Annotated in this window: 24 protein-coding genes and 1 tRNA gene; 11 read left to right on the top strand and 14 right to left on the bottom strand. The window is 65.9% G+C overall.

All coding sequences use genetic code 11. From position 1 onward, the window contains the following. Positions 1–4: 4 nt before the first annotated feature. Both hisN and Q331_RS20695 read right to left on the bottom strand, forming a co-directional pair. Positions 5–796 carry a histidinol-phosphatase gene (gene hisN, locus Q331_RS0108620; RefSeq protein ID WP_026380349.1) on the bottom strand — a complete coding sequence of 264 codons (792 nt, stop codon included), beginning with the start codon at positions 794–796 and terminating at the stop codon, positions 5–7. Positions 797–1,080: 284 nt separating this feature from the next. Further along, entirely contained in the window at positions 1,081–2,025 is a 945-nt protein-coding gene (locus Q331_RS20695; protein WP_245615561.1) for an N-formylglutamate amidohydrolase, read from the bottom strand. A 138-nt stretch (positions 2,026–2,163) separates the two neighbouring features. On the opposite strand from Q331_RS20695, the gene cpdR reads away from it, so the two are divergent. The 6 genes from cpdR to arsC all read left to right on the top strand — a co-directional run bounded on the left by cpdR (position 2,164) and on the right by arsC (position 5,502). Next, on the top strand, positions 2,164–2,526 hold the full coding sequence (gene cpdR / locus Q331_RS0108610; RefSeq protein ID WP_026380348.1) for a cell cycle two-component system response regulator CpdR: 363 nt from the start codon (positions 2,164–2,166) through the stop codon (positions 2,524–2,526). A gap of 104 nt (positions 2,527–2,630) precedes the next feature. Continuing rightward, positions 2,631–2,705 (top strand) — tRNA-Val (locus tag Q331_RS0108605). A gap of 366 nt (positions 2,706–3,071) precedes the next feature. Continuing rightward, a complete protein-coding gene (locus Q331_RS0108600) occupies positions 3,072–3,431 on the top strand; it encodes an ArsR/SmtB family transcription factor (RefSeq protein ID WP_026380347.1) in 360 nt (119 codons plus the stop codon). 28 nt (positions 3,432–3,459) lie between these two features. Then, positions 3,460–3,972 carry an arsenate reductase ArsC gene (locus tag Q331_RS0108595; RefSeq protein WP_026380346.1) on the top strand — a complete coding sequence of 171 codons (513 nt, stop codon included), beginning with the start codon at positions 3,460–3,462 and terminating at the stop codon, positions 3,970–3,972. Positions 3,973–3,978: 6 nt separating this feature from the next. Further along, positions 3,979–5,076, top strand: coding sequence for an ACR3 family arsenite efflux transporter (gene arsB / locus Q331_RS20690; protein WP_051630863.1), 1,098 nt, complete (start codon positions 3,979–3,981; stop codon positions 5,074–5,076). A 3-nt stretch (positions 5,077–5,079) separates the two neighbouring features. Next, a complete protein-coding gene (gene arsC / locus Q331_RS0108585) occupies positions 5,080–5,502 on the top strand; it encodes an arsenate reductase (glutaredoxin) (protein ID WP_026380345.1) in 423 nt (140 codons plus the stop codon). A gap of 63 nt (positions 5,503–5,565) precedes the next feature. Here the strand turns inward: arsC and Q331_RS0108580 are convergent, their stop codons facing one another. The 4 genes from Q331_RS0108580 to Q331_RS20685 all read right to left on the bottom strand — a co-directional run bounded on the left by Q331_RS0108580 (position 5,566) and on the right by Q331_RS20685 (position 9,714). Next, positions 5,566–6,348 (bottom strand): IclR family transcriptional regulator, encoded by a 783-nt coding sequence (locus Q331_RS0108580; RefSeq protein ID WP_026380344.1) that lies wholly within the window; start codon positions 6,346–6,348, stop codon positions 5,566–5,568. A gap of 273 nt (positions 6,349–6,621) precedes the next feature. Beyond that, complete coding sequence (locus Q331_RS0108570) at positions 6,622–7,740, bottom strand: TRAP transporter substrate-binding protein (protein WP_034491567.1); 1,119 nt, start codon at positions 7,738–7,740, stop codon at positions 6,622–6,624. Between the two features lie 106 nt (positions 7,741–7,846). After that, positions 7,847–9,163, bottom strand: a complete 1,317-nt coding sequence (locus Q331_RS0108565; RefSeq protein ID WP_026380342.1) for a TRAP transporter large permease — start codon at positions 9,161–9,163, stop codon at positions 7,847–7,849. Continuing rightward, positions 9,160–9,714 (bottom strand): TRAP transporter small permease subunit, encoded by a 555-nt coding sequence (locus Q331_RS20685; RefSeq protein ID WP_084174920.1) that lies wholly within the window; start codon positions 9,712–9,714, stop codon positions 9,160–9,162. Before Q331_RS20685 ends, Q331_RS0108565 begins: the two co-directional genes overlap by 4 nt. Positions 9,715–10,031: 317 nt before the next feature. Between Q331_RS20685 and Q331_RS0108555 the strand changes: the two genes are divergently transcribed. Genes Q331_RS0108555 through Q331_RS0108545 form a run of 3 tightly spaced genes read left to right on the top strand, consistent with a single transcriptional unit; the run spans position 10,032 to position 13,697 of the window. Continuing rightward, entirely contained in the window at positions 10,032–11,633 is a 1,602-nt protein-coding gene (locus tag Q331_RS0108555; protein WP_026380341.1) for a GMC family oxidoreductase, read from the top strand. 35 nt (positions 11,634–11,668) lie between these two features. Then, a complete protein-coding gene (locus tag Q331_RS0108550; RefSeq protein ID WP_026380340.1) occupies positions 11,669–13,384 on the top strand; it encodes a sulfoacetaldehyde acetyltransferase in 1,716 nt (571 codons plus the stop codon). 16 nt (positions 13,385–13,400) lie between these two features. Next, complete coding sequence (locus tag Q331_RS0108545) at positions 13,401–13,697, top strand: DUF1330 domain-containing protein (protein WP_026380339.1); 297 nt, start codon at positions 13,401–13,403, stop codon at positions 13,695–13,697. A 7-nt stretch (positions 13,698–13,704) separates the two neighbouring features. On the opposite strand, the gene Q331_RS0108540 is transcribed toward Q331_RS0108545, so the two are convergent. Together Q331_RS0108540 and Q331_RS0108535 are read right to left on the bottom strand one after the other, a co-directional pair. Continuing rightward, the gene (locus Q331_RS0108540; protein ID WP_169738480.1) at positions 13,705–15,114 is read right to left on the bottom strand and encodes a radical SAM protein; all 1,410 of its coding nucleotides are present in this window, start codon (positions 15,112–15,114) and stop codon (positions 13,705–13,707) included. Positions 15,115–15,180: 66 nt separating this feature from the next. Continuing rightward, positions 15,181–15,489: a hypothetical protein gene (locus tag Q331_RS0108535; protein ID WP_026380337.1), complete on the bottom strand. Its 309-nt coding sequence runs from the start codon at positions 15,487–15,489 to the stop codon at positions 15,181–15,183. Positions 15,490–15,980: 491 nt separating this feature from the next. Between Q331_RS0108535 and Q331_RS0108530 the strand changes: the two genes are divergently transcribed. Beyond that, positions 15,981–16,205: a hypothetical protein gene (locus Q331_RS0108530; protein ID WP_026380336.1), complete on the top strand. Its 225-nt coding sequence runs from the start codon at positions 15,981–15,983 to the stop codon at positions 16,203–16,205. Between the two features lie 216 nt (positions 16,206–16,421). Here the strand turns inward: Q331_RS0108530 and Q331_RS20680 are convergent, their stop codons facing one another. Further along, positions 16,422–19,922: an indolepyruvate ferredoxin oxidoreductase family protein gene (locus tag Q331_RS20680; RefSeq protein WP_051630858.1), complete on the bottom strand. Its 3,501-nt coding sequence runs from the start codon at positions 19,920–19,922 to the stop codon at positions 16,422–16,424. Between the two features lie 249 nt (positions 19,923–20,171). Here Q331_RS20680 and Q331_RS20675 point away from each other — a divergent pair, with 249 nt between their 5' ends. Next, complete coding sequence (locus tag Q331_RS20675) at positions 20,172–21,368, top strand: Fic family protein (protein WP_051630857.1); 1,197 nt, start codon at positions 20,172–20,174, stop codon at positions 21,366–21,368. Positions 21,369–21,387: 19 nt separating this feature from the next. Here the strand turns inward: Q331_RS20675 and Q331_RS20670 are convergent, their stop codons facing one another. The 5 genes from Q331_RS20670 to Q331_RS20665 form a co-directional block, all read right to left on the bottom strand. After that, a complete protein-coding gene (locus tag Q331_RS20670) occupies positions 21,388–21,876 on the bottom strand; it encodes a hypothetical protein (protein ID WP_156953295.1) in 489 nt (162 codons plus the stop codon). A gap of 36 nt (positions 21,877–21,912) precedes the next feature. Continuing rightward, positions 21,913–22,101, bottom strand: coding sequence for a DUF3008 family protein (locus tag Q331_RS0108510; protein WP_026380335.1), 189 nt, complete (start codon positions 22,099–22,101; stop codon positions 21,913–21,915). An 85-nt stretch (positions 22,102–22,186) separates the two neighbouring features. Further along, positions 22,187–22,960 (bottom strand): SDR family NAD(P)-dependent oxidoreductase, encoded by a 774-nt coding sequence (locus Q331_RS0108505; protein WP_026380334.1) that lies wholly within the window; start codon positions 22,958–22,960, stop codon positions 22,187–22,189. 3 nt (positions 22,961–22,963) lie between these two features. Beyond that, positions 22,964–24,580 (bottom strand): TRAP transporter large permease, encoded by a 1,617-nt coding sequence (locus Q331_RS0108500; protein WP_156953294.1) that lies wholly within the window; start codon positions 24,578–24,580, stop codon positions 22,964–22,966. A 41-nt stretch (positions 24,581–24,621) separates the two neighbouring features. Further along, positions 24,622–25,164 (bottom strand): TRAP transporter small permease subunit, encoded by a 543-nt coding sequence (locus Q331_RS20665; RefSeq protein WP_034491563.1) that lies wholly within the window; start codon positions 25,162–25,164, stop codon positions 24,622–24,624. Between the last annotated feature and the right edge of the window lie 89 nt (positions 25,165–25,253).

Here is a 25,253-nt window from a genome sequence, read left to right as displayed (position 1 = left end):
GGTTTCAAACCTGAAGACAGGCGACCGCCGCCTCCTTCAGGCGCCGGTCGCCCAGCGCGAGGATGCGCCCGCCGAGCGCCGGTTCGCTGCCGTCCCAGCCGCAGACGAGGCCGCCCGCCCCCTCCACGATGGGAATGAGCGGCACGATGTCGTAGGCGTTCATGCCGGCCTCCGCGATGATATCGACGAAGCCCATGGCCAGCATGCCGTAGGCGTAGCAATCATAGCCGAACCTGGTCAGCCGGACCTTTGAGCCAAGCCGGCGGAAGGCCTCGCCCTCCGCCGGGGAGAACATGTCCGGACTGGTCGCGGCGAGCATTGCCGCGTCAAGGGCCGGACAGGGCCGCGCCTTCAGCCGCTCGCGCCGGCCGCCGCGCTCCAGAAAGGCGGCTTGCGGCGTGCCGAAAAAGCGCTCGCCGAGATAGGGCTGGGAGAGCATGCCGCAAACGGGCCGTCCCTCCACCGTCAACCCGGCGAGGCTACCCCATAGCGGCAGGCCGCAGATGAAGGCCTTGGTGCCGTCGATCGGGTCGATCACCCATTGATGCGAGCGCCCTTCGCCCTCGGATCCGAATTCCTCGCCGAGAATGCCGTGCTCGGGAAAGCGCGCGCGAATGAGCCGCCGCATCGCCGTCTCCGCTTCCCGGTCGGCCTCCGTCACCGGATCGAAGCCAGCCTTCTCCGTCGTCTCCTTGTGCCGCACCTCGATCGGAACGCGGAAATGCTTCAGCACTGCCTCGGCGGCCGCATCCGCCAGCTCGGCAAGGAAGGGAAGGTAGTTTTCTGCAGATTGCATAGCTGGGTTGCCTTTTTGCAAAAGCACCTGAAAATTCAATGATTTCAGTAGCTTAAATGGGTGTTTCGTCGTCTCGGCGGGTTTGTTGCGCCGTCAACCGGCGCTCCGGGCCAAGATGTGGCGGTGGCGCACTTGCATCTTGTGCAAAGCAGCATAAATTGTGCGTTGCGATACGCTGTATCGCAGCCCTCATTGGGCGTTTCCTCCCTAGACTTGGCCGCACTTCGGTGCGGCCTTTTTTCTTTCAGGGAACCACCAAGCCCTTGGGCTGCTTCGCGTTTGTCTCATTCGGCCGCTTCGTCCAGCGCCGCCGGCGGCTCAAGGCGCGTGGCCATCAACTCCCCCGCCAGAACGCCGACATTGCGCCGCAGCGCTTCGAAGCCATCATGCAGGCGGATCGCCTCCTCGTCCATGTAAAGGGCTCGGTTCACCTCCACCTGCAGGACATGCAGGCCGGCGGCCGGCCGGCCGTAATGCTCAGTGATGAAGCCGCCCGCATAAGGCTTGTTGCGCGACACGCAATAGCCGAGCCCGCGCAAGACGCGCACCGCGCATTCCGTCAGCTCCGGGGCGCAGCTGACGCCGAAGCGGTCGCCGACGACGAAATCGGGCCTGAGGCCGGGCGCGGCGTTGCGCGCCGTCGACGGCATGGAATGACAGTCAATGAGGACGGCGATGCCGAATTGCGCGAGGGTCTCCGCCAGGTAGCGGCGCAGCGCCTCGTGAAAAGGATGGTAGATGCTCTCGATTCGCCAAAGCGCCTCTGAAAGATCGATCGGCCCGGCATAGATATGCCGCCCCTCCGAGACCATGCGCGGGATGGTGCCGAGCCCGCCGGCGGCACGCAGCGAGCGGCCGTTGGCCCGCGGCGGCAGGGCCTGGCGAAACATCTTCGCATCGAGCTCGTAAGGCTCGCGGTTGAGATCGACATAGGCGCGCGGATAGACCGCCGCGATCAGCGGCGCGCGCCCCTCCAGCGCCGAGGAGAACAGCATATCGATCATGAAATCCTCCGAGCGCCGGATGGCGAGCGGATCGAGCTGCGAGGCGGCGAGGAATTGCGGCGGGTAGTAGCGGCCCGAATGCGGCGAGGAGAAGAGGAACGGCGTCGTCGGCCTGTCCGGGCCGAGAAAGCAGAACGGTTTTTGCGGCACGGGCTCTGATTGCGAGGGGAACATGCAGCTTCTGCTCTCCGGCTCAAGGTGAATGCGCGTCTTGCCCCGTCCCATGTTGCCGGGGCGGCCTCGGCCTGTCCACAACTGCGTGGCGCCACGGACACGGGCGGCGATTGTATCTGCCTTGCTTACCCGATATTTACCGCCTGAGCGCACAAGAACTGGAACGAGCGAGGACATAGCCGGGGACGCATGTTGGGCCGAATTCTGCTTGCCGAGGACGACGAGGATATGCGTCGCTTTCTCCAGAAGGCGCTGGAGAACGCCGGCTACGACGTCGTTGCCTTCGATAACGGGCTGTCAGCCTATCAGCGCCTGCGCGACGAGCCGTTCAACCTGCTTTTGACCGATATCGTCATGCCGGAGATGGATGGCATCGAGCTTGCCCGCAAGGCGACAGAGCTCGATCCGGATCTGAAGATCATGTTCATCACCGGCTTCGCCGCGGTGGCCCTCAACCCCGACATGGCGGCGCCGCAGGACGCCAAGATCCTGTCCAAACCCTTCCACCTGCGCGATCTCGTCAACGAGGTCGGCAGGCTGATGGCCGCCTGAGGCGGGCCTTCCGGCCCTGGCGAACGCAATCGCTCCGCCGCTCTTGCGCCCCGCCACACCAGACGATATATCCGCCGGACCGCCTTCGGCGGTACCCCTTTGAAGGGCGCGTAGCTCAGCGGGAGAGCACTACGTTGACATCGTAGGGGTCACAGGTTCAATCCCTGTCGCGCCCACCATTTCTCTGCCTGTCCCGGCCGCAGTTTTTTCAAGCAGCCAAGAACGAAGCGAGAGGCGTTCGCGCCTGTCGCCGGTGTCCGCCGGCCGCGCTGCGCCCAAGCCCCCCTGCCTCTTCGTCGCAGCACCGGTTCTGAACAAGGCCGATCCTGCATGAGATGGCGCCGGCCGCCTCGGCGAGCCCGGCCGCCCGTGGCCCGCAGCTCTTCGACCCTGCCTGCCGGACGCCTTCGCCGCCCGCACCTGGCGCCTTCACGCCGGAGGCGCGGCCGCGCGCCAAGAGCCGAAGCAAGGGCCCGGGCACATGCCGGGCGATCCCTTTCGCGACGAGGCTTGCCACGTTTCCATATTTCGCGTATTCTCGAAATATGGAAGCGAAAGACGCCCTCGACGGCCTCTCCGCCCTTGCCCACGAGACCCGCCTGTCGGTCTTTCGCGCCCTGGTAACAGCCGGCGCGGACGGCCTTGCGGCCGGCGAGATCGCCGAAGGGCTCTCGGTGCTGCCGAACACGCTTTCGGCGCATCTCGCCCAGCTTTCGCGCGCCGGTTTGGTGAGCGCCACGCGCGAGGGAAGGTCGATCCGCTACCGTGCCGATTACGCGCGCATTGAGGCTCTTGTCGGCTTTCTCATCCGCGACTGCTGCGGCGGGCGTCCGGAGGTCTGCGCTCCGCTCGCCGCGCTGGCGGCCGAATGCGTCGCCTGCGCGGCGGACAATGCATCCGCCTAGCCCCGAAAGGCCCTGAATGGAGGAGACGATGGAAAGGCCTTACGACGTGCTGTTTCTGTGCACGGGCAATTCCGCCCGCTCGCTCTTGGCCGAAGCGATCCTGAACCGGGAAGGCCGAGGCCGCTTCCGCGCCTATTCGGCGGGCTCGCACCCCAAGGGCGCGCCGCACCCCTATACGATCGACCTTCTCGCATCGCTCGGCTACGACACCGGCTTTGCCCGTTCCAAGGACTGGGCCGAATTCGCGACGCCGCACGCGCCGCATCTCGATTTCGTCTTCACCGTCTGCGACGCCGCCGCTGCCGAGCCCTGCCCCGTCTGGCCTGGCCAGCCGGTGAGCGCGCATTGGGGCGTCCCCGATCCAGCCGCGGCGACCGGCAAGGAAAGCGAGAAGCGGCTCGCCTTCGCCGAAGCCTATCGGATGCTCTTCAACCGCATCACGGCCTTCGTCAGCCTGCCGATCGCCTCGCTCGACCGTCTGGCGCTTGAAAAGCGCGTGGCCGAGATCGGCACGCTCTCGCCCAAGCCCGAAAACGCCTGAGATCCCATGTCCATTTTCGAACGCTATCTCACCCTTTGGGTGGCGCTGTGCATCCTTGTCGGCATCGCCCTTGGCCATTTCTTCCCGGCCATCTTCCAGGCCATCGGCGCGATGGAGGTCGCCAAGGTCAACCTGCCCGTCGCCCTCCTCATCTGGGCGATGATCGTGCCGATGCTGGTGAAGATCGACTTCCGGGCGCTGAAGGAGGTGACACAGCACTGGCGCGGCATCGGCGTCACCCTCCTCGTCAACTGGGCGGTGAAGCCGTTCTCCATGGCGCTTCTGGCCTGGCTCTTCATCGGCTTTCTTTTCCGCCCCTACCTGCCGGCAGGCGAGATCGACAGCTATATCGCCGGCCTCATCCTGCTCGCCGCCGCGCCGTGCACGGCGATGGTCTTCGTGTGGAGCAACCTGACCAGAGGCGAGCCGCATTTCACGCTGAGCCAGGTGGCGCTCAACGACGTCATCATGATCGTCGCCTTCGCTCCCGTCGTCGGGCTTCTGCTCGGGCTTTCGGCAATCACCGTGCCCTGGGAGACGCTTCTTCTGTCGGTCTTCCTCTACATCGTCGTACCGGTCGCGCTGGCGCAGCTCTTAAGGGCGCGGCTGCTCGCGGCGGGCGGCCAGAGCGCCATTGCGCGCATCCTCACCTGGCTGCAGCCGCTTTCTCTGGTGGCGCTGCTCGCCACGCTCGTCCTGCTCTTTGCCTTCCAGGGCGAGCAGATCCTGGCGCAGCCGGCAATCATCGCCTTCCTGGCGGTGCCGATCCTCATCCAGGTCTACTTCAATTCCGGCCTTGCCTATCTGCTCAACCGGGCGAGCGGCGAGGCGCATTGCGTCGCCGGCCCCTCGGCCCTGATCGGGGCGAGCAACTTCTTCGAGCTCGCCGTGGCGGCGGCCATCAGCCTTTTCGGCTTCACTTCCGGCGCCGCGCTCGCCACCGTCGTCGGCGTCCTCATCGAGGTGCCGGTGATGCTGTCGGTGGTGAAAATCGTCAATGCCAGCAAGGGCTGGTACGAGGCGGGGCCCGCCGTCAGGCGAAGGGCCGAGCGGGAAGCCGCGGGCACGACGCCCGCCGCCATGCGCGAGGGAGCCGCGAGCTGAGCCATGGACGTCGTCATCCACCACAATCGCCAATGCGGCACGTCCCGAAACGTCCTTTCCATCATCGAGGCGGCGGGCTACCGGCCGGTCGTGATCGAGTATCTCAAGGAAGGCTGGACGCGCCCGCAGCTCCTCGCCCTTTTCGCGGCGGCAGGGATCACGCCGCGCCAGGCGCTGCGCACGACGAAATCGCCCGCAGAGGAACTCGGCCTCCTAGATCCGGCCGTCTCCGAGGAAGCGATCCTTGAGGCGATGCTTCGGCACCCCGTGCTGGTCAACCGGCCGATCGTGGCGACAAAGAAGGGGGTGCGGCTCTGCCGCCCGAGCGAGGTCGTTCTCGATCTTCTGGAGCGGCTGCCGCCAGGCCCGCTCGCCAAGGAAGACGGCAAGCTCGTCATCGACGAGGCAGGTCGGCGCCTCGGCTGACAGAGCCGGCGAGGTCTCAGCTCTTCACGAGCAGAGCTGCAAGGCAGGCGAGCCCGATCGGGCCTATTCGTCCCCCACCAGCAGCTGCGCAAGCGTCGCCGCCGTGTCGCGCAACAGCGGCACATGCGCCTGGGCGCTCTTCAGGTCGAGCCGCTGCGTCGGCGCATGGAAGGAAAGCGTGGAGAACATCCGCCCCTTGCTGTCGCGGATGGGAACCGCCATGGCGATCATGCCCTCGATGAATTCCTCATTGTCCTGCGCCCAGCCCTGCTGGCGCGCCCGTCTCAGCTCCTCCATCAGCTGGCCGCGATCGGTGATGGTGTTGGGCGAGTAGGCCTCCAGGCGCAAACCGCCGACGAACCGCTCCAGCCGGCTCGTGGGAAGGCTGGACAGATACGCCTTGCCGCTCGCCGTGCAATGGAAAGGCACGGCGCTGCCGATGGGAAGCTGGATGCGCAGCGGCCACTTCGTCTCCACGCGCTCGATATAGACCATGCCGGTGCGGTCGGGCGCGGCGATGTTGCAGGTCTCGCCGATGCGTTCCGCCAGTCCTTGCAGGATACCGACGTTATCGGTCTTCAGGCGCAGCGAGGAGAAGACGTTGGTGGTCAGCCGCCGCAGTCTGAGCCCCGGCGTATAGCTGCGCCCGTCGAGCTCGCGCTGCAGGAAGCCCTGCGTCTCCAGGGTCGCGAACAGGCGCTGCACGGTGGGCTTGGGCAGGTCGACGCGCTCCATCATGTTGGTCGGCGTCACCGGCACCCCCGCCCGGGCGATCTCCTCCAACAGGACGAGCGGTCGCAGACTGGGCGGAATCCCGCCTTTCTTGCCCGCATCGGCAGCGTTCAACGTCCTACCCTTTCCTGCTCTGCTTGCATTGACCGGCCGCGCACCAGGACCGCCGCGCGCCGTGGCCTCGCATCTGCCGCGCCGGCCGCATGCCGCGCGCCAGGGGCCTTATTTGGCAAAACAAGGTTCGGATCAAGTCTTTGCGCTGAAAGCAAGCAATCTCCGGCTGGCCGCCGCGCCTTGGCCCGAGGATTAGCTATAGGCGGCCCGCCGGCGAACGCCGGCAGGCCAGTCTTGGCGTGGGCGAAAGGCTTCGCCCGCCGCCCTGTGACGCTATTGGGCGCCCCCACGCATGCTTTCGGCACCGCGCACCACTTCGTTGTGCAGCTTCTGCACCCGCGAATGATAGGGATAGACCAGCTCGGCGAAGTCCTCCTGCGACTTGTAAACCTTGGCGAAGAACTCGTCCTCCTCCAGATAGTTCTGGATGATCTTGTTCTGCGCCTCGATGAACATCGGATAATATTCGTCCGGCGTGTCGAGAAGGTTCACTCCGGCCTCGGCATATTCCTTCACCGCCACCGAATTCTCGTGCAGATTGGTCGCCTGGGTCTGCAAGGCGTTGGCCAGAACCGCGGCCTCCACGATCGCCTTAAGATCCTCCGGCAGATCGTCCCAGAAGTCCTTGTTGATCAGGAGCTCGCCGACATCGGTCTGCTGGTGCAGGCCCTGCAGATAGTAGTTGTTCCAGATCTTGTTGAGGCCGAGATTGCGGTCATCGGCCGGACCGATCCATTCGGCCGCGTCGATCGTGCCGCGCTGCGCCGCCGGCACCAGCTCGCTGCCAGGCATGGCGACGGCCGGCACGCCCATCTCGTTATAGGTCTGGCCGGCGATGCCGGGAGGGGCGCGGTACTTCAGGCTCTTGAACTCCTCCATGCTCTCGAACGGCTTGGCGAACCAGCCGAGCGGGTCCGGCCCCATCGGCTGCATGGGGAAGGGCACGACATTGAGGCCCATCACGTCCTGCACCAGCTCGCGGTAGAGGTCGAGCCCCGGCCCGGCGTAATACCAGGACATCAGGCTCTGCTGATCCATGCCGGTGCTCGCCGGCACGTTGGAGAAGAGCACGAAGGCGGAATGCTTGCCCGACCAGTAATGCGGCCAGGCATAGCCGGCGGTCACCACGCCGTTGCTGACGGCATCGAGGATCTCGAAGGCCGCCACCTCGGCGCCGTCCGGCAGGACGCTCACCTCGATACGCCCGCCCGACATCGTCTCCACGCGCTCGGCGAAGTCCTCCGTGAGCTGGAAGTAAAGGCTGGAATTGGGGACTGCCGTCTGGATGTCCATCTTGTAGGTCTTGTCCTGCGCGGCGGCGGCTCCGGCTCCGCCGAGGACGACGGCCGCGCCCAACAGCCCGCAGGCAAGCGATTGCGTGATATTCCTCATCGCTGGGGTTTCCTCTTGTTGAACCTCATCTGGGTTTCGTTGTCGTTGATCAGAATTGTCGGCCGGCCTCCTTTCCTTGACGTGGCTTGCAGGCGGCTGCGGCGGCTCATTGCAGAACCCGCGGCAGCCAGAGAACGATTTCCGGGAAGACGACGAGCAACAGCACGACGACGAGCTGCAGCACGACGAACTGCGTCATGCCCAGATAGATGTCGCCCATGCGCCAGTCCGGCACGACGCCTTTGAGGAAATAGGCCGACAGCGCCATCGGCGGCGTCAGCCAGGATGTCTGCAGCGTCACCGCCACGAGGATGGAGAACCACAGCGGGTCGTACCCCATCTCCACCATCGTCGGCAGGAAGATCGGCACGATGACGAGCACGATCGGGATCCATTCCAGCGGCGAGCCGAGGACGAAGACGATGGCAAGGATGATGAGCAGCATCACCATCGGCGACAGCGGCAGGCTGAGGAGGTACTCCGTCAAGAGGTCGGCGCTGCCGAGCCTGGAGAAGACCGCGCCGAAGAAGTTCGCCGAGCCGAGCAGGAACATGATCATCGAGGTCATGACCAGCGTGTTGAACACGCATTGCTTGAAGGAGTGCCAGGTCATCCGGCGATAGGCGACGGCCAGGATGAGCGAGGCGAGCGCCCCGCTGGCGGCGGCGTCCGTGGGCGTGGCGATGCCGGCGACGATGACGCCGAGGGTGAAGCCGATCACCACCATCACCGGCACGATGCCGAGAAGAAGCTCCACGATCTTCTCGCCGAAGCTCGTCTCGCTGAGCTCCGCGCTGGTCAGCGGCGGGCCGAGCTCCGGGTTAAGCTGGCTGCGCACCAGCGTGTAGACGATATAGACGGCGGCGAGCAAAAGGCCGGGAACGATGGCCGCGGTGAACAGGTCGGAGACCGGCACGCCGACCACCGGCCCCATGACGATGAGAAGGATGCTCGGCGGGATGAGGATGCCGAGCGTGCCGCCGGCGCCGATGGCCCCGGCGGAAAGCCGGGTGTTGTAGCCGGTCGATTGCATGATCGGCGCGGCCATGACCCCGAGCACCGTCACCGAAGCGCCGACGATGCCGGTGGCGGCGGCGAACATCGTCGCCACCAGAAGCACGACGAGATAGAGCGAGCCGCGCAACCGGCCGAGGAGCAGCCTCAGCGCCCTGAACATGCGGTCCATCAGGCCGGAGCGCTCCAGCACGAAACCCATGAACAGAAAGAGCGGGATCGCCGCCATGGTGGTGTTACGCATCAGCGAGAAGAACTGATACTGCATCAGCCCCACCACCCGGTCGCCCATGCCGATATATCCGAAGACGAGCGAGACGAAGATGAAGGTGAACGCCATCGGATAACCGGTCAGGATGCCGAGAAAGATGGCGCCGAGCGCAACAAGACCGAGGATCGGCTCGGTCATGAGGCCGCTCCCTGGCGGAAGGAGCGGTTGTTGACGATGGCGTAGTAGCTCTTCAAAAGCTCCGAGACGCCCTGGACGAGCAACAGCGCGCCGGTGATCGGCATCACCGCCTTCAAGGGGTAGATGATCGGCATCATCGGGCTTGTGGGGATGCGCTCACCCTGCACCCAAGAGGTGCGGGCATAGATGAAGGTCGCCTCGGTGAAGAAATACATCGCCGGGAAGAACAGAAGCACGATGAGCGTGCCGTCGATGACGCCCTGCCAGCGCGGCTGCAGGATGTTGAACAGGAAATCGGCGCGCACATGCCGGTCCTGGCCGAGCGTATAGGCGGCCCCCAGCATGAACAGCGCGCCATAGAACATGAAGGTGGCGTCGTAGGCCCACATGGTCGGACTGTTGAAGCCGTAGCGTGCCACCACCTCGTAGACGAGCGCGCCGATCATCGGCACGATCAGCCAGGCGGCCGTCTTGCCGACGAGCCGCCCCGGCAGGTCGAGAATGGCGGTTATCCTACGAAGGCGGCGCTCGCTCGCCTCGCTCATTGCCATGAAGGCACTCCTCCCCGTTCAGCGGTCGCGCCGCCGCGCGCCGCCTTTTGTCGTTATCTTTTCGTGTAATCCGCAGCCGGTCTTCGCCGCCGCGACGGGCAAGCCTCGCATGCCGGAATTCGCCCGCCCACGGGGCGGCGTCGGCTAAGAAGCGCGCCGACGAGAGGACGGCTTCGACGGGGTGGAAAACGGCCTTTCCTGCACCCAACCTTGCGCTCCCTCTCGCAATTGCTCAAAAAATGATGCTTGCAGGCTCAATAAACGCGCATTAGAAGAAATTTGCAAGCATTATAAAGAAAACACGGGGCGGGAACGCATTGGGCGAGCTCGAGTTTGACTACATCGTGGTCGGCGCCGGCTCGGCCGGCTGCGTGCTCGCCAACCGGCTCAGCGCCGATCCGGCCAATCGCGTTCTCCTCCTGGAGGCCGGCGGCTCCGACAACAGCCTATGGATTCACGTCCCGGTCGGCTACTTCAAGACGATGCACAATCCGAAGATGGATTGGTGCTACGAGACGGAGCCCGATCCCGGCCTCAACGGCCGCTCCATCTCATGGCCGCGCGGCAAGGTGCTGGGTGGCTCCTCCTCCCTCAACGGCCTTCTTTATGTGCGCGGCCAGCCGGAGGATTACGATCGCTGGGCGCAGATGGGCAACGCCGGCTGGAGCTGGGACGAGGTCTTGCCGCTGTTCAAGCGCACCGAGGACCAGGAACGCGGCGCCGACGCTTACCACGGTGCCGGCGGGCCGCTCGCCGTCGGCGATCTGCGGCTGAGCCGCCCCATCTGCGATGCCTGGGTGGCGGCGGCGCAGGCCGCCGGATTCCCCTTCAATCCCGATTACAACGGCGCCACGCAGGAAGGCGTCGGCTATGCGCAGCTCACCGCCCGCAACGGCTGGCGCTGCTCCTCTTCCGTTGCTTTCCTGCGACCGGTCAGATCAAGACCGAACCTAGAAATCATCACCAAGGCGCAGACGACGCGGCTGATCGTGGAAGGCCGCCGCGTCACCGGCGTCGCCTTTTGCCGCGACGGCGGGCCGGAGGAGACGGCGCAGGCGCGCGGCGAGGTGGTTCTGTCGGCCGGCGCCATCAACTCGCCGCAGCTCTTGATGCTGTCAGGCATCGGCGAAGCCGCGCAGCTTGCCGAGAACGGCCTTCCCATCCATGTCGACCTGCCAGGCGTCGGCAAGAACCTGCAGGATCATTTGCAGGCCCGCCTCGTCTACAAATGCCGCGAGCCGACACTGAACAACGAGGTGCGCAGTCTTTTCGGGCGGGGCCGCATCGCGCTGGAATACGCGCTGAGGCGCACCGGCCCGATGGCCATGGCCGCAAGTCTTGCCGTCGGCTTCTTCAAGACCCGGCCGGAAGCGGCGACGCCCGACGTGCAATTCCACATCCAGCCCTGGTCGGCCGACAGCCCCGGCACGGGCGTGCACCCCTTTGCCGCCTTCACCGTCTCCGTCTGCCAGCTTCGCCCGGAAAGCCGCGGCGAAATCCGGTTGAAATCGGCCGAGCCGACCGCCCATCCGGCCATCCATCCGAACTATCTCGCCACCGAGACGGACCGCCAGACCATCCTCGCCGGCGTGCGCCTTGCCCGCCACATCTGCGCCCAGAAGCCGCTTTGCGACGAGATTGTTCAGGCGCATTCGCCGAGCGACGAAATTGAGGGCAACGAAGAATTGCTCAACTGGGTGCGCGACACGGCGACGACCATCTACCATCCCGCCGGCACCTGTCGCATGGGCAAGGATCCGGGCGCCGTCGTCGACGAGCGCCTGCGCGTTCATGGGCTTGCCGGCCTGCGCATCGCCGATTGCTCCGTCATGCCCGAGCTCATCTCCGGCAACACCAACGCCCCGGCGATGATGATCGGCGAGAAGGCGAGCGAGATGATGCTTGCCGACCGCCGCTGAGCCTGCCCCCTTTCAAGCCCCCGATCGGAGATACCATGAAGACAAGACGCGTGAGCGGCAGCGAGGCTTTCACCGAGGCGCTCCGGCTGGAAGGCGTGGAAGTCATCTACGGCATCGTCGGCTCCGCCTTCATGGACCCGCTCGACATCTTCGCGCGCGCCGGCATCCGCTTCGTGCAGGTGCGCCACGAGCAGAGCGCGGCGCTGATGGCGGAAGGCTACGGCCGGGCCAAGGGCGTGCCCGGCCTATGCATCGGCCAGAACGGCCCCGGCGTCACCAATCTCGTCACCGGCCTTGCCAGCGCCAGGCTGAACCACACCCCCGTCGTCGTCATCACCCCGGCGGTGCCGAGCACGCTGATGGGCACCGGCGCCTTCCAGGAAATCGACCAGATCGACATGCTGCGCTCCGTCACCGTGCACCAGGTGTCGGTGAAGCGCGGCGAGCGCATCGGCGAGGCGATCCGCACCGCCTTCCGCGCCGCCCTGGCGCTGGGCGGGCCGGCGCAGGTCGATATCGCCCGCGATTTCTTCTACGACGAATGGGACGAGCCGGAGCTGAAGCCCTTCCAGTACCGCACAGACGGCCGCCGCGGCGGCGCGCCGGCGGAGGAGATCGAAAGGGCCGTAACGCTGCTTGCGCAGGCGAAGAGCCCGGTCATCCTCGCCGGTCTCGGCGTCGTGCGCTCCGGCGCCACCGGCAAGGTGGAGGAGCTTGCGCAGATGCTCGGCGCGCCCGTCGCCACCATCTTCCAGCACAACGACGCCTTCCCGATGAACCATCCGCTCGGCCTCGGGCCGATAGGCTATCAGGGCTCCAAGGCGGCGATGAACGTCGTCGCCAGGGCCGACACCATCCTAGCCCTCGGCACGCGCCTCAACGCCTTCGGCCTCAACACCCAATACGAGATCGACTTTTTTCCGCAAGATGCGCGTCTCATCCAAAACTCGCACGATCCGCTGGAGATCGGCGCGCAGAAGCCGATCGCCGCCGGGCTCCTGGGCGATTGCGCCGCCGTGACGGAGCAGCTCATCGCCGCCCTCAAGGAAAGGCCGGTTTCGCCCGACCTGGCGGCGGTGAAGGCGATGGTGGCGAAAGAGAAACAGGCCTGGGAGGCGGAGCTTGAAGCGATGTCGGCCATCGATGCCGAAACCATGCATCCGCGCCGCGCTCTCCTGGAGATCGCCAGGGCGCTGCCGCAGAACGCCACCACGGTCCTCGACATCGGCAATGTCTGCGGCACCGCCGCGGCCTATCTGCGCCCCGAAAGGCCCGGCGATTATCTCGGCGCCGGCTCGCTCGGCGGCATCGGCGTCAGCTATCCGACCGCCATCGGCGCCAAGATGGCCCGCCCGCAAGAGCCGGTCTGCGTCATCATCGGCGACGGCGCCTGGTCGATGACCCTGCAGGAGGTGATGACGGCGGTGACGGAGAAGGTGAATATCGTCGCCATCCTGATGAACAACGGCGTCTATGGCGCGGAACGGCGCAACCAGTACGACTTCTTCAACGAGCGCTATTTCTGGACCGAGCTCGACAATCCGAGCTTCTCCGATCTCGCCCGCGACATGGGCGCCGTCGCCCGCCGCATCGCCGATCCGGCGGAGATCGCCCCGGCGCTCGCGGAGGCCTTCGCCACCGAGGCTCCCGTCGTCCTGGAACTGATGGTCGACGGCAAGGCGCTGTCGGAGCCTTATCGGCGCGACGCGCTGCGCCACCCCAAGCGCCACCTTCCCCTTTACCAGAACTGAGAGAGACGCCCGAAAGATGGCCGAGACCAGACAAGCCTATTGGATCGCGCATGTGCGCGTGACCGACGACAAGGCCTATGCCGACTACAAGGCGAAGGCGCGCGGCGCGATTGCCGCCCATGGCGGCACCTTCCTGACCCGCGGTGGCCGTTACCAGCAGATGGAAGGCCCGGAACGGGCCTGGAACACGCTCGCCGTCTTTCCGAGCTTCGAGGCGGCGGTGACCTGCTACAACTCGCCCGCCTATCAGGCGGCCGTCGCCATCGCCCGCACCGCCTGCGAACGCGAGCTCGTCATCGTGGAGGCGAACTGAGCGCCGCTCACGCGGCGAGACGGTTGTGCGGGCAATAGGGGCTCGGGCCGGTAAGGCGCCGATGGGCGAACCAGGAATCGCGGAAGCAATGCCCGCGCTTGACCGCGCAGAGATCAAAATCCGAGCAATTCTCGCACAGCGTGCCGGCGAAGGCCGCCCGCTCCGGATAGGCCATGGCGAGCGCTTCGGGGCTGTTCCACACCTCCAGCAGCGATTGGTGAGCGAGATCGCCGACGACAAAGGGCGCGTGATGCGGCACCTGCTCGCACAAGGTCACCTTGCCTTCCGGGGTGACGAAGACGGCGCTGCGCCCGCCGGAGCAGCGGCCGCGGCCGTGGAACCAGAAGCGCCGCTTTTCTTCCGGCCCCATCGCCTCGGCCGGCTTCAGACGTGAATAGAGGACGTCGACACCGCGCGGCCCCCATTGGCGTTGCAGACGCGCCACCTCTTCCTCCAGCGCCTCCGCCTCTTCCTCGCAGATGACGTAATCGGCGCCTTCCAGGTGCTGCGAGGGAAAGGCCGGCGAGATCTTGATATTGTCGATGCCGAGCCCGGCGAGCATCTCCACCGTCTGCGCCATCGTCGTCACGTTATGGCGCGTCACCACCGTGTTGGTGCGCACATAAAGGCCGGCCGCCTTCAGGTCGCGGATGCTCTGGAGAAGCGCCGCGTGATGGCCCCTGCGCCCGACCATCTTGTCGGAGATCGCCGCATCGGCGCTGTCGATGGAGACCTGCAGATAGTCGAGCCCGCTGGCGGCCAGGCGCCTCGCCTGCCCCTCCGTCAGCGGCACCTTGGTGGAGATGTCGGTGACGAAGCCGAGACCGACCGCCTCTTCCACGATGGAGAGAAAATCGCTGCGCGCAAAGCCGTCGCCGCCGCACAGATTGACCTGCCGCACGCCGATGCCGTGGGCTTCGCGCAAGAGCTGTAAGATGCGCTCCAGCGACATTTCCCGCTTGCGTCCGGCATCCTGGCGCGGGGCGTAGCAGTAAAGGCAATTGGTCTTGCAGCGCGAGGTCGGCTTCAAGATCATGGCGAACGGCGCTTCCAGCCGGCTTTCAAGGTCGAGCCGCTCCGCCGGGACGAGAAAATCCTCCGGCGCGTAGCGGCGTCCTTCGCTCGCCCCCGCCTCGCGCACGATCTCGCCCCGGGGGTCGATGTCGCTGACGAGCCTTGCCAGAAAGCCGGCCGCCTCCGGCGGCGGCTCGCCTGAGACCGCCGACAGCGCCGCCGCCACCTGCCGCCAGCTTCGCTCCCCGTCGATGAGGGCGAGCGCCACCGCCTCGCAAGGATGCAGGCTTGCCGTGCGCAGCGCCTGATGCGGCAGATAGGCGTAGACGACCTTGTCGCTCTCGCGCCGCAGGAAGAAGAAGCGGCTGAGATGGGGAACGACGTCGGGGTCAAGTTCGCGCATGGCCATGGCCTTTCGCGCGCGGCGGCGCGGCCGCGCGGATGAGGTTCCGATCGTCGCCGGCCGCGCTCAAACGGCGCTGGCGCAGGAGCTGCAGACGTTGGAGCCGCAGGTGCCGCCGTCGGAAGCGTTGAGGCAGGATTCGTTGCCGCAATCGCCGCCGCCGCTGTTGATGAGGCAGGAATTGTCCTCGCAATCGCCCCCGCCCCCCGCATCGGAGGAGCAATCGGCCCGCACGCCCGGCCGGTTGACGCCCGCTTCCTTGAAGATGAGGCCGACCTGCTTCATCGCTTCTCCGACACGGCGAAGTCTCTCCTCGTCCCTCTGCTCGACGAGCCCGTCGATGCCGGACTGAAACCATTTCAGATAGCTATCCATCGCCCCCTCCCATGCCCATCGCCTCGATCAACTCGACGGGCCGCTCAATAGAAACATGATAGACTTTCGCTCTCCCCGTCTCTTCGTGGCAAATGCGCGCAACAACGAAGACAAGGACATGGTATTCTTCGCTCCACTGAAGCTCAAGCGCGATCCAACGCAGGAGCTGGAAGACGATTGCTTGGAAGCGGCACGCCGGGCTAGGGATTGACCTGCATGCGCTCGGCCAGGCGCCGCATCGAAGCCGCCAGGCACACAGAGACAAACTGTCCGCTGCCGGCGGGACGAAAGGCGCGCTAGGGTCCTGTCTCGGCCGGATGGACGCCACGGGGGGTGTTCGAAGGGCGCCGGGAGGCTGGAGCGGGGATCGCCTGCCTCCGCCTGCGCGCCTTGGCGGGCCGGGTATGCGAACGCGCTCTTTCTCCCGCGCTCGCACCGGTTCCGCGGCTGCCTCCCGGGCGCCTCCGGTCGCGCATGGACTGGAGGCAAGTATGATTGCCACGTTTTTCGGTGTGATTTTCAATCTGGCAGGCATCCTGCTCTTGTTCCGCTACGGCCTGCCGGAGATCGACCTCTTGGGCAGCAGCGCCGCTGAACAAGGCAGGGCCAGTCAGGAAACCACTGAGGAGATGAACGTCCGCCGCTCTGGCGAGATCGGCCTCATTCTTCTCGTCGTCGGCACGCTCTTGCAGGCGGTCGGAGCCTTCGCCGGCTAGGGCCTGCTGTCACCAGGTTGAAGCGTTCTGCCAGAGCGCATTGGCGACAAGGCCCGCGGGGTCGGGGTCGGGATCGGCGAGGCCGTAGCAGGGCTACGGACGAGCCGAGAACCGAAGGATTCGGCGCCAAGACCCCTGGCCCGCCTGCCTTTGCAGGGGCGGGTTTGCGGTCGACGACCCGTCGATGAAAGCGGCGATGATGAAGCGCAAGCCGCCTTACTCTGCCGCCTCCGGCAAGGCCGGGGCCGCCATCGGCTGACGCAATGCGGCAAGAAGCCTGTCGCGCTCGGCAAGCGCGGTTCGCGCCTGCTGCTCTTTCACATGGCCGAAGCCGCGGATCTTCTGCGGATAGGCGGCCAGCGCCACGGCGATGTGGTGGTTCTCGGGCGTCAGCTCCTTGGCGATCTCGTCAAGCTCGCCCTCGTAGCTGGCGAGAAGCTGCCTTTCCCATCGCCGCTCTGCGAGATAGGCGAAGGGATCGGCGAAGGAGCCGCGCACATGGCGCATCGCCGCCAAGGGCCTCAGGAGCTTCATCATCCACGGCCCGAAGCTCTGCTTCTTGGCATGGCCCTGCCGGTCCTGGCGGGCGAGAACCGGCGGCGCCATGTGGAACCCAAGATGGTCGTAGCTTGAAAAAGTGCCGGCCAGCTCGCGCCGGAAGGAGCCGTCGGTGAAGAGCCGCGCAACCTCGTACTCGTCCTTCACCGCCATCAGCTTGAAGAGCGAGCGCGCCACCTCCTCCGCCAGCCCGCTCGCGCCGGGCGCAAGGCGCGCCTCCGCCTCCGCCAGCGCCTCCACCTTCTGGCGATAGCGCCGTGCATAGGCGGCGTTCTGATAGCCGGCGAGGAAATCGGCGCGCCGGTCGATGAGGTCTGCGAGGCTTTCCGCCTCGCCGGCATCACCCGCCTGTCGGTCAGCCCGGCCGGCGGCCTTCTCCACGACGTCAAGGTCATGCGCGGCGGCCCGGCCCCATTCGAAGGCGGCGACATTCATCTCAACGGCGACGCCGTTGAGGCGGATGGCCTCAAGGATCGCCTGACGCGACAGCGGAATGCCGCCCTTCTGCCAGGCAAAGCCGGCCATGAACATGTTGGCGGCGATGGCATCGCCCGAAAGCGCGCTCGCCAGCCCCTGCGCGTCGACGAAATGCGCCCTGTCTTCGCCCACGCGCCTTTCGATCGCCTGCCTGAGGCGGCGCGAGGGCAGGGTGAAATCGGCGTCGCGGGTGAAGTCGCCCGGATAGGCCTCGTAGGTATTGGCGAAGACCTTGGTCTCACCGGGCCTCATCGCCGCCAGCGCCTTCTGCGAGCCGGCGACGACGATATCGCAGGCAAGCACCGTATCGGCCTCCTCGGCGCCGACGCGGATGGCGTGGATATCCTCCGCCCGCGACGCGATCTTCATATGGGTGGTGACGGCACCGCCCTTCTGGGCAAGGCCCGCCATGTCGATGAGGCCGACGCCCCTGCCTTCCAGATGCGCCGCCATGCCGAGGATGGCGCCGACGGTGACGACGCCGGTGCCGCCGACCCCGGTGATGAGCAGGCTCTTGACGCCCTCAAGCGGGGCGATCTCAGGCTCCGGCACGGCCGGCAGGGCGGCGTCTTTCGCCACGCCCTTCTTCAAGACGCCGCCATGCACCGTCACGAAGGACGGGCAGAAGCCATTAAGGCAGGAGAAGTCCTTGTTGCAGCTCGATTGGTCGATGACGCGCTTGCGGCCAAACTCGGTGTCAAGCGGCTGCACGGAGACGCAGTTCGATTTCACCGAGCAATCGCCGCAACCCTCGCAGACGAGGGAATTGATGAAGACGCGCCGGTCCGGATCCTCCGCAAGGCCGCGCTTGCGCCTGCGGCGCTTCTCCGCCGCGCAGGTCTGGTCGTAGATGAGGATGGAAAGCCCCTTCACCTCGCGCATGGCGCGCTGCACCTCGTCGAGCTCGGAGCGATGGTGGATCGTCATCCCCTCCGGCCAGCGCACGCCGCTTGGGTATTTGTGCGGATCGTCGCTGACGAGCGCGATGCGGTTGGCGCCCTCCGCCGCCACCTGGCGCGCGATCTCCTCGACGGTGAGGCCGCCGTCGTTCGGCTGGCCGCCGGTCATCGCCACGGCGTCGTTGTAAAGGATCTTGTAGGTGATGTTGACGCCAGCCGCCTTGGCGGCGCGGATCGCCAGATAGCCGGAATGGTTGTAGGTGCCGTCGCCGAGATTCTGGAAGACGTGCTGGCGCGTGGAGAAGGGCGCCTCGCCGATCCAATTGGCGCCCTCGCCGCCCATCTGGGTGAAGCCGTCGGTCTCACGCTCCATCCACTGCGCCATGTAGTGGCAGCCGATGCCGGCATAGGCGCGGCTGCCCTCCGGCACCAGGGTGGAGGTGTTGTGCGGGCAGCCGGAACAGAAATGCGGCGTGCGCACGGCAACGCTCTGCGTGGAGCGCAAGACGTTCTGCGCCCGCTTCAGCGCCGAAAGCCGGGTCGAAATCGCCTCGTCGGGGGCAAAGCGCATCAGCCGCTCGCCGATGGCGATGGCCACGTCATTGGCGTCGAGCGCGCCCTTGGCGGTGAAGAGGACGCGGCCCTCCTCGTCCTTCTTGCCGATGACCTGCGGCGCCTCGGCGCGGCCGTAGAGCTGCTCCTTGATCTGCGTTTCGACCAGCGAGCGCTTTTCCTCCACCACGATGATGGTCTGAAGGCCCTCCGCGAAGGCGCAGATTGCCTCCGGCTCCAGGGGCCAGGGCGCGCCGACCTTGCACAGCCTCAGGCCGAGATCGGCGGCCTTCACCTCGTCGATGCCGAGAAGGTCGAGCGCCTGGCGCGTGTCCAGCCAGCTCTTGCCGAGCGAGACGACGCCGAGGCGGGGCCTCGGCCCGCCCTGCATGACGATGCGGTTGAGGCCGCTCTGACGGATGAAGGCGATCGCCGCCGCCTTCTTGTAGTCGTGCAGGAGGGCTTCCTGCTCCAACGGGTGCAGGCCGCGGCGGATATTGAGCCCGCCCGGCGGCATGTCGAAATCCGGCAGGCGGATGCAAACGCGCTCCACGCGCCCGTCGACCGTGCCCGTGGATTCGATATTGTCCTTGATGCATTTCAGCCCGACCCAGACGCCGGCAAAGCGCGACAGCGCGTAGCCGATGACGCCGTAATCGAGGAGCTCCTGCACGCCGGCCGGATTGAGCACCGGCATCATCGCATCGACGAAGGCGAATTCAGACTGGTGCGCCGTGGTGGACGATTCGCAGGTATGGTCGTCGCCCATCAGGGCGAGCACGCCGCCATGTCTGGAAGTGCCGGCGAAATTGGCGTGGCGGAAGACGTCGCCGGAGCGATCGACGCCGGGCCCCTTGCCGTACCAGAGGCCGAAAACGCCGTCATAGCGCCCCTCGCCGCGCAGCTCGGCCTGCTGCGAGCCCCACAGCGCCGTCGCCGCCAGATCCTCGTTGAGGCCGGGCTGGAAGCGGACGTCGCTCTCGGTGAGAAGCTTTTCCGCCCGCCAGAGCTGCTGGTCGAGCCCGCCGATGGGCGAGCCACGATAGCCGGAGACGAAGCCGGCGGTCTTGAGGCCGGCGCGCCGGTCGCGCTCCTTCTGCATGAGAAGGAGGCGCACCACCGCCTGCGTCCCGGTGAGCAGGACGTCCTCTTTCGCAAGATCGAACTTGTCCGCCAGGCTGACGTTGCGCAACGTCTCGCGCTCGGCAAATCTCGTCGGTCCAGAGACCATCGATCCTCCCGCTCGGCGCTTTTTCGCCGAGATTAGCAGATTTCCCGGAAAGATTGTCGCAGCCGCGGGGAAAATCCATTCTCAATTGTGGCGCGCGCGGGGAGAGATCGTTCGCCAGACCGTCAAGGCGGGTTGCAGCCGAACCGTCCGACATTGGCAGATTGTTCGAAAACCAGAAGGTTAACTCAAAAGTTTGTAGTTTTTAACGTTTTTCTATAATTCATGGGCGCTGCATCATAGGAAACATGCATGGATTACGACGCCTTTTCCGAATCGCCCGCCGGAAGGCTCATCCCGACGACGCATGGCCAGAAGGCATTCGTGCCCAATCCACTGCCGCCCAATCTTGAACTTGGCGATCTCGTCAGCGCGTTCGGCGAAGCCATGCAAGCGGTTGGAAACCTCAACGGCATCGGCAAGCATCTAGCCAACCCAGCGATGGTCATCCGTCCGCTTCAGCGGAGCGAGGCCCTTACGTCTTCCTCCATGGAAGGAACCCACGCCTCGCCCGACGATCTCGTCCTTCTGGAGGCCGGAGCTGAGGAAACGACGGACGAATCGGCGAGAGAGGTTCACAATTACATAAGAGCCCTCGATGAGGCCGAGAAATCTCTTGGAATCCTTCCGATTTCGCACCGGATGATCAAATCCATTCACGGCACGTTGCTCTCCGGTCTCGGCAAGGAGCGCGGCGCGCACAAGCATCCGGGCGAATACAAGACAACGCAGAACTTCATCGGAGGCAGAAGGATAGAGGAGGCACGATTCATCCCGCCACCACCCCAGGAAACGCAGACGGCAATGGATGAACTGGAAGCCTACGTGAACCGCGACGATAATGGCGGCCTGCCGCCTCTCATCGACGCGGCGCTGCTCCACTACCAGTTCGAAACCATACATCCTTTCGCTGACGGCAATGGCCGCGTCGGCCGAATCCTGATCCCGATTTTTCTTCTCGAGCGGGGCGTCCTGGAGAAACCGCTCCTCTATGTCAGCCCTTATGTCGAGGAGCATAAGGATGAGTATATCGACTTGATGTTCCAGGTCTCCGCCCGCGGTTGCTGGACACCCTGGGTCGCGTTCTTCCTGCGGGCAGTTCGTATCTCCTGCGAAGAGACGGCCGAGACGATCAACATCCTGCGTGAGTTGCAAGCGACCTATCGCGACAAAGTCCATAGGGTCACCCGGTCCGTCACGGCCCTGCGGATCGTTGATGCGCTCTTCGAAAAGCCTGTCATCAGCATTTCCGATGCGGCTGCCATTGCCGAGGTTACCTATCCGCCGGCGGCGGCAGCTATCGACAAGCTCCTGGAAGTTGGGATTCTTCGGGAAGTGCGTTCCGCCAAGCAACCGCGGCGCTTCATCGCTCCCGAAGTCGTTCTGATGTCTGCAAGGGTGCGCCGGGCGCGAAAGGTCGAGCCGCCCGACCAGCAGGAGCTTTTCTAACAGGCAGGCTCTTGTGGCCCTACTCCGTAAAGGCTTCTTTCTGCCCGGTGACGTTCGGCGTGTACCCCGGGCCGACGGTGAGCGGGCGGTCGGGCATGTCCTTCTGCTCCACCGAAGAAGTGAAATCCTTCTCGATGCGCTGCAGCTCCGCCCCGTCGGCGCCTTTGAGGAGGATGGTGACGCGGTAGGGCGTATCCTTCCTCGTTCCCGTCAGCGGCGGCGTGTCGTAGACGAACTTCCGCTCCCCGCCCTCCACCGGCGTCGCGAAGGTTATCGGCGGCCCGCCGGCGGGATCCTCGAAGGCCGCTTCCACCACCGCGCCCTCCGGCAATGCGCGCTCCGGGGCGAGGACGACGCCATAATGCATTTCCGCAATGCGGTAGTTGAAGATGAAGCCGCCGCCGACGAGCTTCAGGTAGGGTCTGTCGCTCTCATCGCCGCAGGCCGCAAGTCCGATGAGAAGGGAAAGGCCGAGCGCGGCCAATCGGATGAAAGCACGATCCGGCATCCTCGTCTCCCCGCCGCCCGGCCCGGCGGGCGGCGCTCAGCTCTCGGAGCTGTGCTTAGGCTTGCCCTTGCGAGCTCCCTCGGCGAACTCCTCAAGCTGCTGCTCGCTCATCGATTCATACATCGATTTCGCGGCGCCTTTGAGGTCCGATTTCTTCGTCTCGCCGCGCTTGGCGGCAAGGGCGGCGCCGGCCGCCTTCTGCTGGGCCTTCGACTTGGCGGGCATGGCGCTCTCCATCGCTCTTCATGCCCCAGGAACACGCCAGGCCCCGTTCGGTTCGCCACACCATCCGGGCTGAAGATGTCCCGCCTCAGCTCCCCGCCAGCACCTGCCCGCCATCGACGGTGACGAGGCTGCCGGTCATGTAGCGGCCGGCATCGGAGGCAAGCAGCAACAGCGCCCCGTCCAGATCCTCCGCCTTGCCGAAGCGGCGCATCGGGTTCTGCTGTCGGATCGCCGCGCCGGCCGGCCCGGCCAGGAAATCGGCGTTGATCTCCGTCTCAATCCAGCCCGGCGCGATGGCGTTGACGCGGATGCTGTAGCGCGCCCATTCCAGCGCCAGCGCCTTGGTGAGCTGGATGAGCCCGGCCTTGGAGGCCGCATAGGGCGCAACGCCCTTGATGACGGCAAGGCCGAGCACGGAGGCGAGATTGACGATGGCACCGCCCGTTTCCGCGCGCACCATGCGCTGCGCCGCTTCCTGGGCGACGAAGAAGGCGGCGTCGAGATTGGTGGAAAGTACCTGGCGCCATGCCTCCTGCCCCATCTCGAGCGCCGCGCCGCCCGGCGCGATGCCGGCATTGTTGATGAGGATCGTGACAGGACCGAAGCGCGCCTCGGCGGCCTGAAAGGCGGCCGCGACGCTTTCCCGCTCCGTGACGTCGCAGGCGAGCGCCAGCGCCTGTCCGCCATCGGCGGCGATCGCCGCCGCCAGTTCCTCCAGCCGCGCCTTGCGCCGGGCCGCGAGCACCACCTTGGCGCCATTGGCCGCCAACACCGCCGCAAAGCGCCGGCCGAGCCCGGAGGAAGCGCCGGTGACGAGCGCCACCTTGCCGGAAAGGTCGAAGAGCTTCTGTGCCCGCATCGCTCAGCGACCGTAGAGCGCCAGCGGCAGCCAGGTCGCCACCTGCGGCAGGAACCACAGCAGGATGAGGGCGAAGAGCTGGATGAAGACGAAGGGGATGATGCCGCGATAAATATCCATGGTGCTGATTTGCGGCGGGGCCACGCCTCTCAGATAGAAGAGCGCGAAGCCGAAGGGCGGCGTCAGGAAGGATGTCTGCAGGTTCACCGCCATCATGATGCCGAGCCAGACCGGGTTCATCGTGCCGCCGTCCGGCATCTCCATCTGGAGGAGGATCGGCGCCACGATGGGCACGACGATGAAGACGATTTCCAGAAAGTCGAGGAAAAAGCCCATCACGAACATGATGACCATGACGAGCAGAACCGCCGCCAGCGTGCCGCCGGGCAGGTTGTTGAGCACCTCCTCCACGTAATCGGCGCCGCCAAGGCCGATGAAGACGATGGAGAACATGCGCGCGCCGATGATGATGGTGAAGACCATGGCCGTGATCGCCATGGTCGACTGGCAGACGGCGGCAAGCACCCTCTCACCGTCCCGGTCGCGCCAGTTGAAGGTGCGCATCAGGGCGACGATGACGCCGAAGGCGAGGCCGAAGGTGAGCACCACCGCCGCGCCAATGGCGATCCATTCCGTCTGGCTGACCACCGTGCGCTGGCTTCTGAGGTCGAAGCTCGCCGTCAGCGCCAACAGCCCGGCCATGCAGGCGACGCCGAGGAGGATCGGCCAGCCGCGGGCTTCGTCGCGCCGATAGCCGGCGAGCATGGTGGCGCCGATGGCGCCGACGCCGGCCGCCTCCGTCGGCGAGGCGAGCCCGATGAGGATGGAGCCGAGCACGGCGATGATGAGAAGCACCGGCGCAGCAAGCGCGCGGAAGATCTGCCGGAAGAAGGCGAAGCCGGCGAGCGTCTCGGGCCTCTCGTCGGCGATGGCCGGCGCGCCCTGCGGGCGCATGACGACGTAGCCGATCTGGTAGAGGATATAGAGGCCGACCAGCATCAGGCCCGGCAGGAGGGCGCCGGCGAAAAGGTCGTTCACCGATACCGTGTCGGGCGAGAAGATGCCCATGGAGAACTGGGCGTTCTGGTAGGCGACGGAGAGCTGGTCGCCGAGAAGCACGAGCACGATGGAGGGCGGGATGATCTGCCCGAGCGTACCGGAGGCCGCGATGGTGCCGCAGGCGAGCCGCTTGTCGTAGCCGCGCCTGACCATGGTGGGCAGCGACATCAGCCCCATGGTGACGACGGTCGCCCCGACGATGCCGGTGGAGGCGGCCAGCAGCGCGCCGACGATGCAGACGGAGAAGGCGAGCCCGCCCGGCAGCGAGCCGAAGAGGCGGCCCATATTGTCCAGGAGCTCTTCGGCGATGCGCGAGCGCTCCAGCATCACCCCCATGAAGACGAAGAGCGGCACGGCGACCAGCGTCTCGTTGGTCATGGTGCCGAAGATCGATTGCGGGAAGGCCGTCAGCAGCGACAGCGAGAAGACGTCGAGCGCGGCCCCCAGTAGAGCGAAGGCGAGCGCCGTGCCGGCGAGCGTGAAGGCGACCGGAAAGCCCGCCATCAACAGGACGCAGGCCGTCCCGAACATGATGAAGCAAAGGAGGACGGGATCGATCATCGTGTCTCTTGGATCGTCCCTCGGCTGGGCAAGGTCTGGGTCTAGCGCGCGCGGTCGGGCCGACTGCCGGCGGCCGTATAAGTCTCGTCGTGCTCCTTGAGCGCCACGATCGCCCGCAGCGCCAAGGCGAGCCCTTGCAGGCCGACGAGGATGGCGAAGACCCAGATGAAGGTCTTCAGCGCGAAGATGAGCGGCAGGCCGCTCACTTCCGTGGAGCGCTCCAGGATGCGCCAGGAATTGGTGACATAGCCGAAGGAGAGCCAGAAGGCGGCGACGCAGACCGGCAGGAGCAGGAACAGCGCTCCCAGGAGGTCGATGATCGCCTTGGTGCGCGGCCTGGCGTCGCGATAGAGGATGTCGACGCGCACATGCCCGTCCTGCAGCAGCGTGAAGCCGGCGCCGGTCATGAACAGGATGGCGTGCATGTACCAGATGGATTCCTGCATCGGGATGAAGCCGATGGAAAAGACATAGCGCAGGATCACCGTGGCGAACTGCACCAGCGCGGTGAGGATGGCGAGCCACATCACGGCGCGGCCGATGCGGTAGTTGAGCCCGTCGATGGCGGCGATGATGGCTTTCACTGGCTCGCTCCGGGTTTGCCCGCGGGATTCCGGCGACCGGACACGGCTGCAGCTCCGGTCGTGAACTCACCCAGGACCTAGGCCCCGTC

It is taken from the genome of Afifella pfennigii DSM 17143, assembly GCF_000688515.1.
GTDB lineage: Bacteria > Pseudomonadota > Alphaproteobacteria > Rhizobiales > Afifellaceae > Afifella > Afifella pfennigii.
The sequence above is the reverse complement of the archived record's forward strand: the minus strand, read 5'-3'. Positions and strand labels throughout refer to the sequence as shown.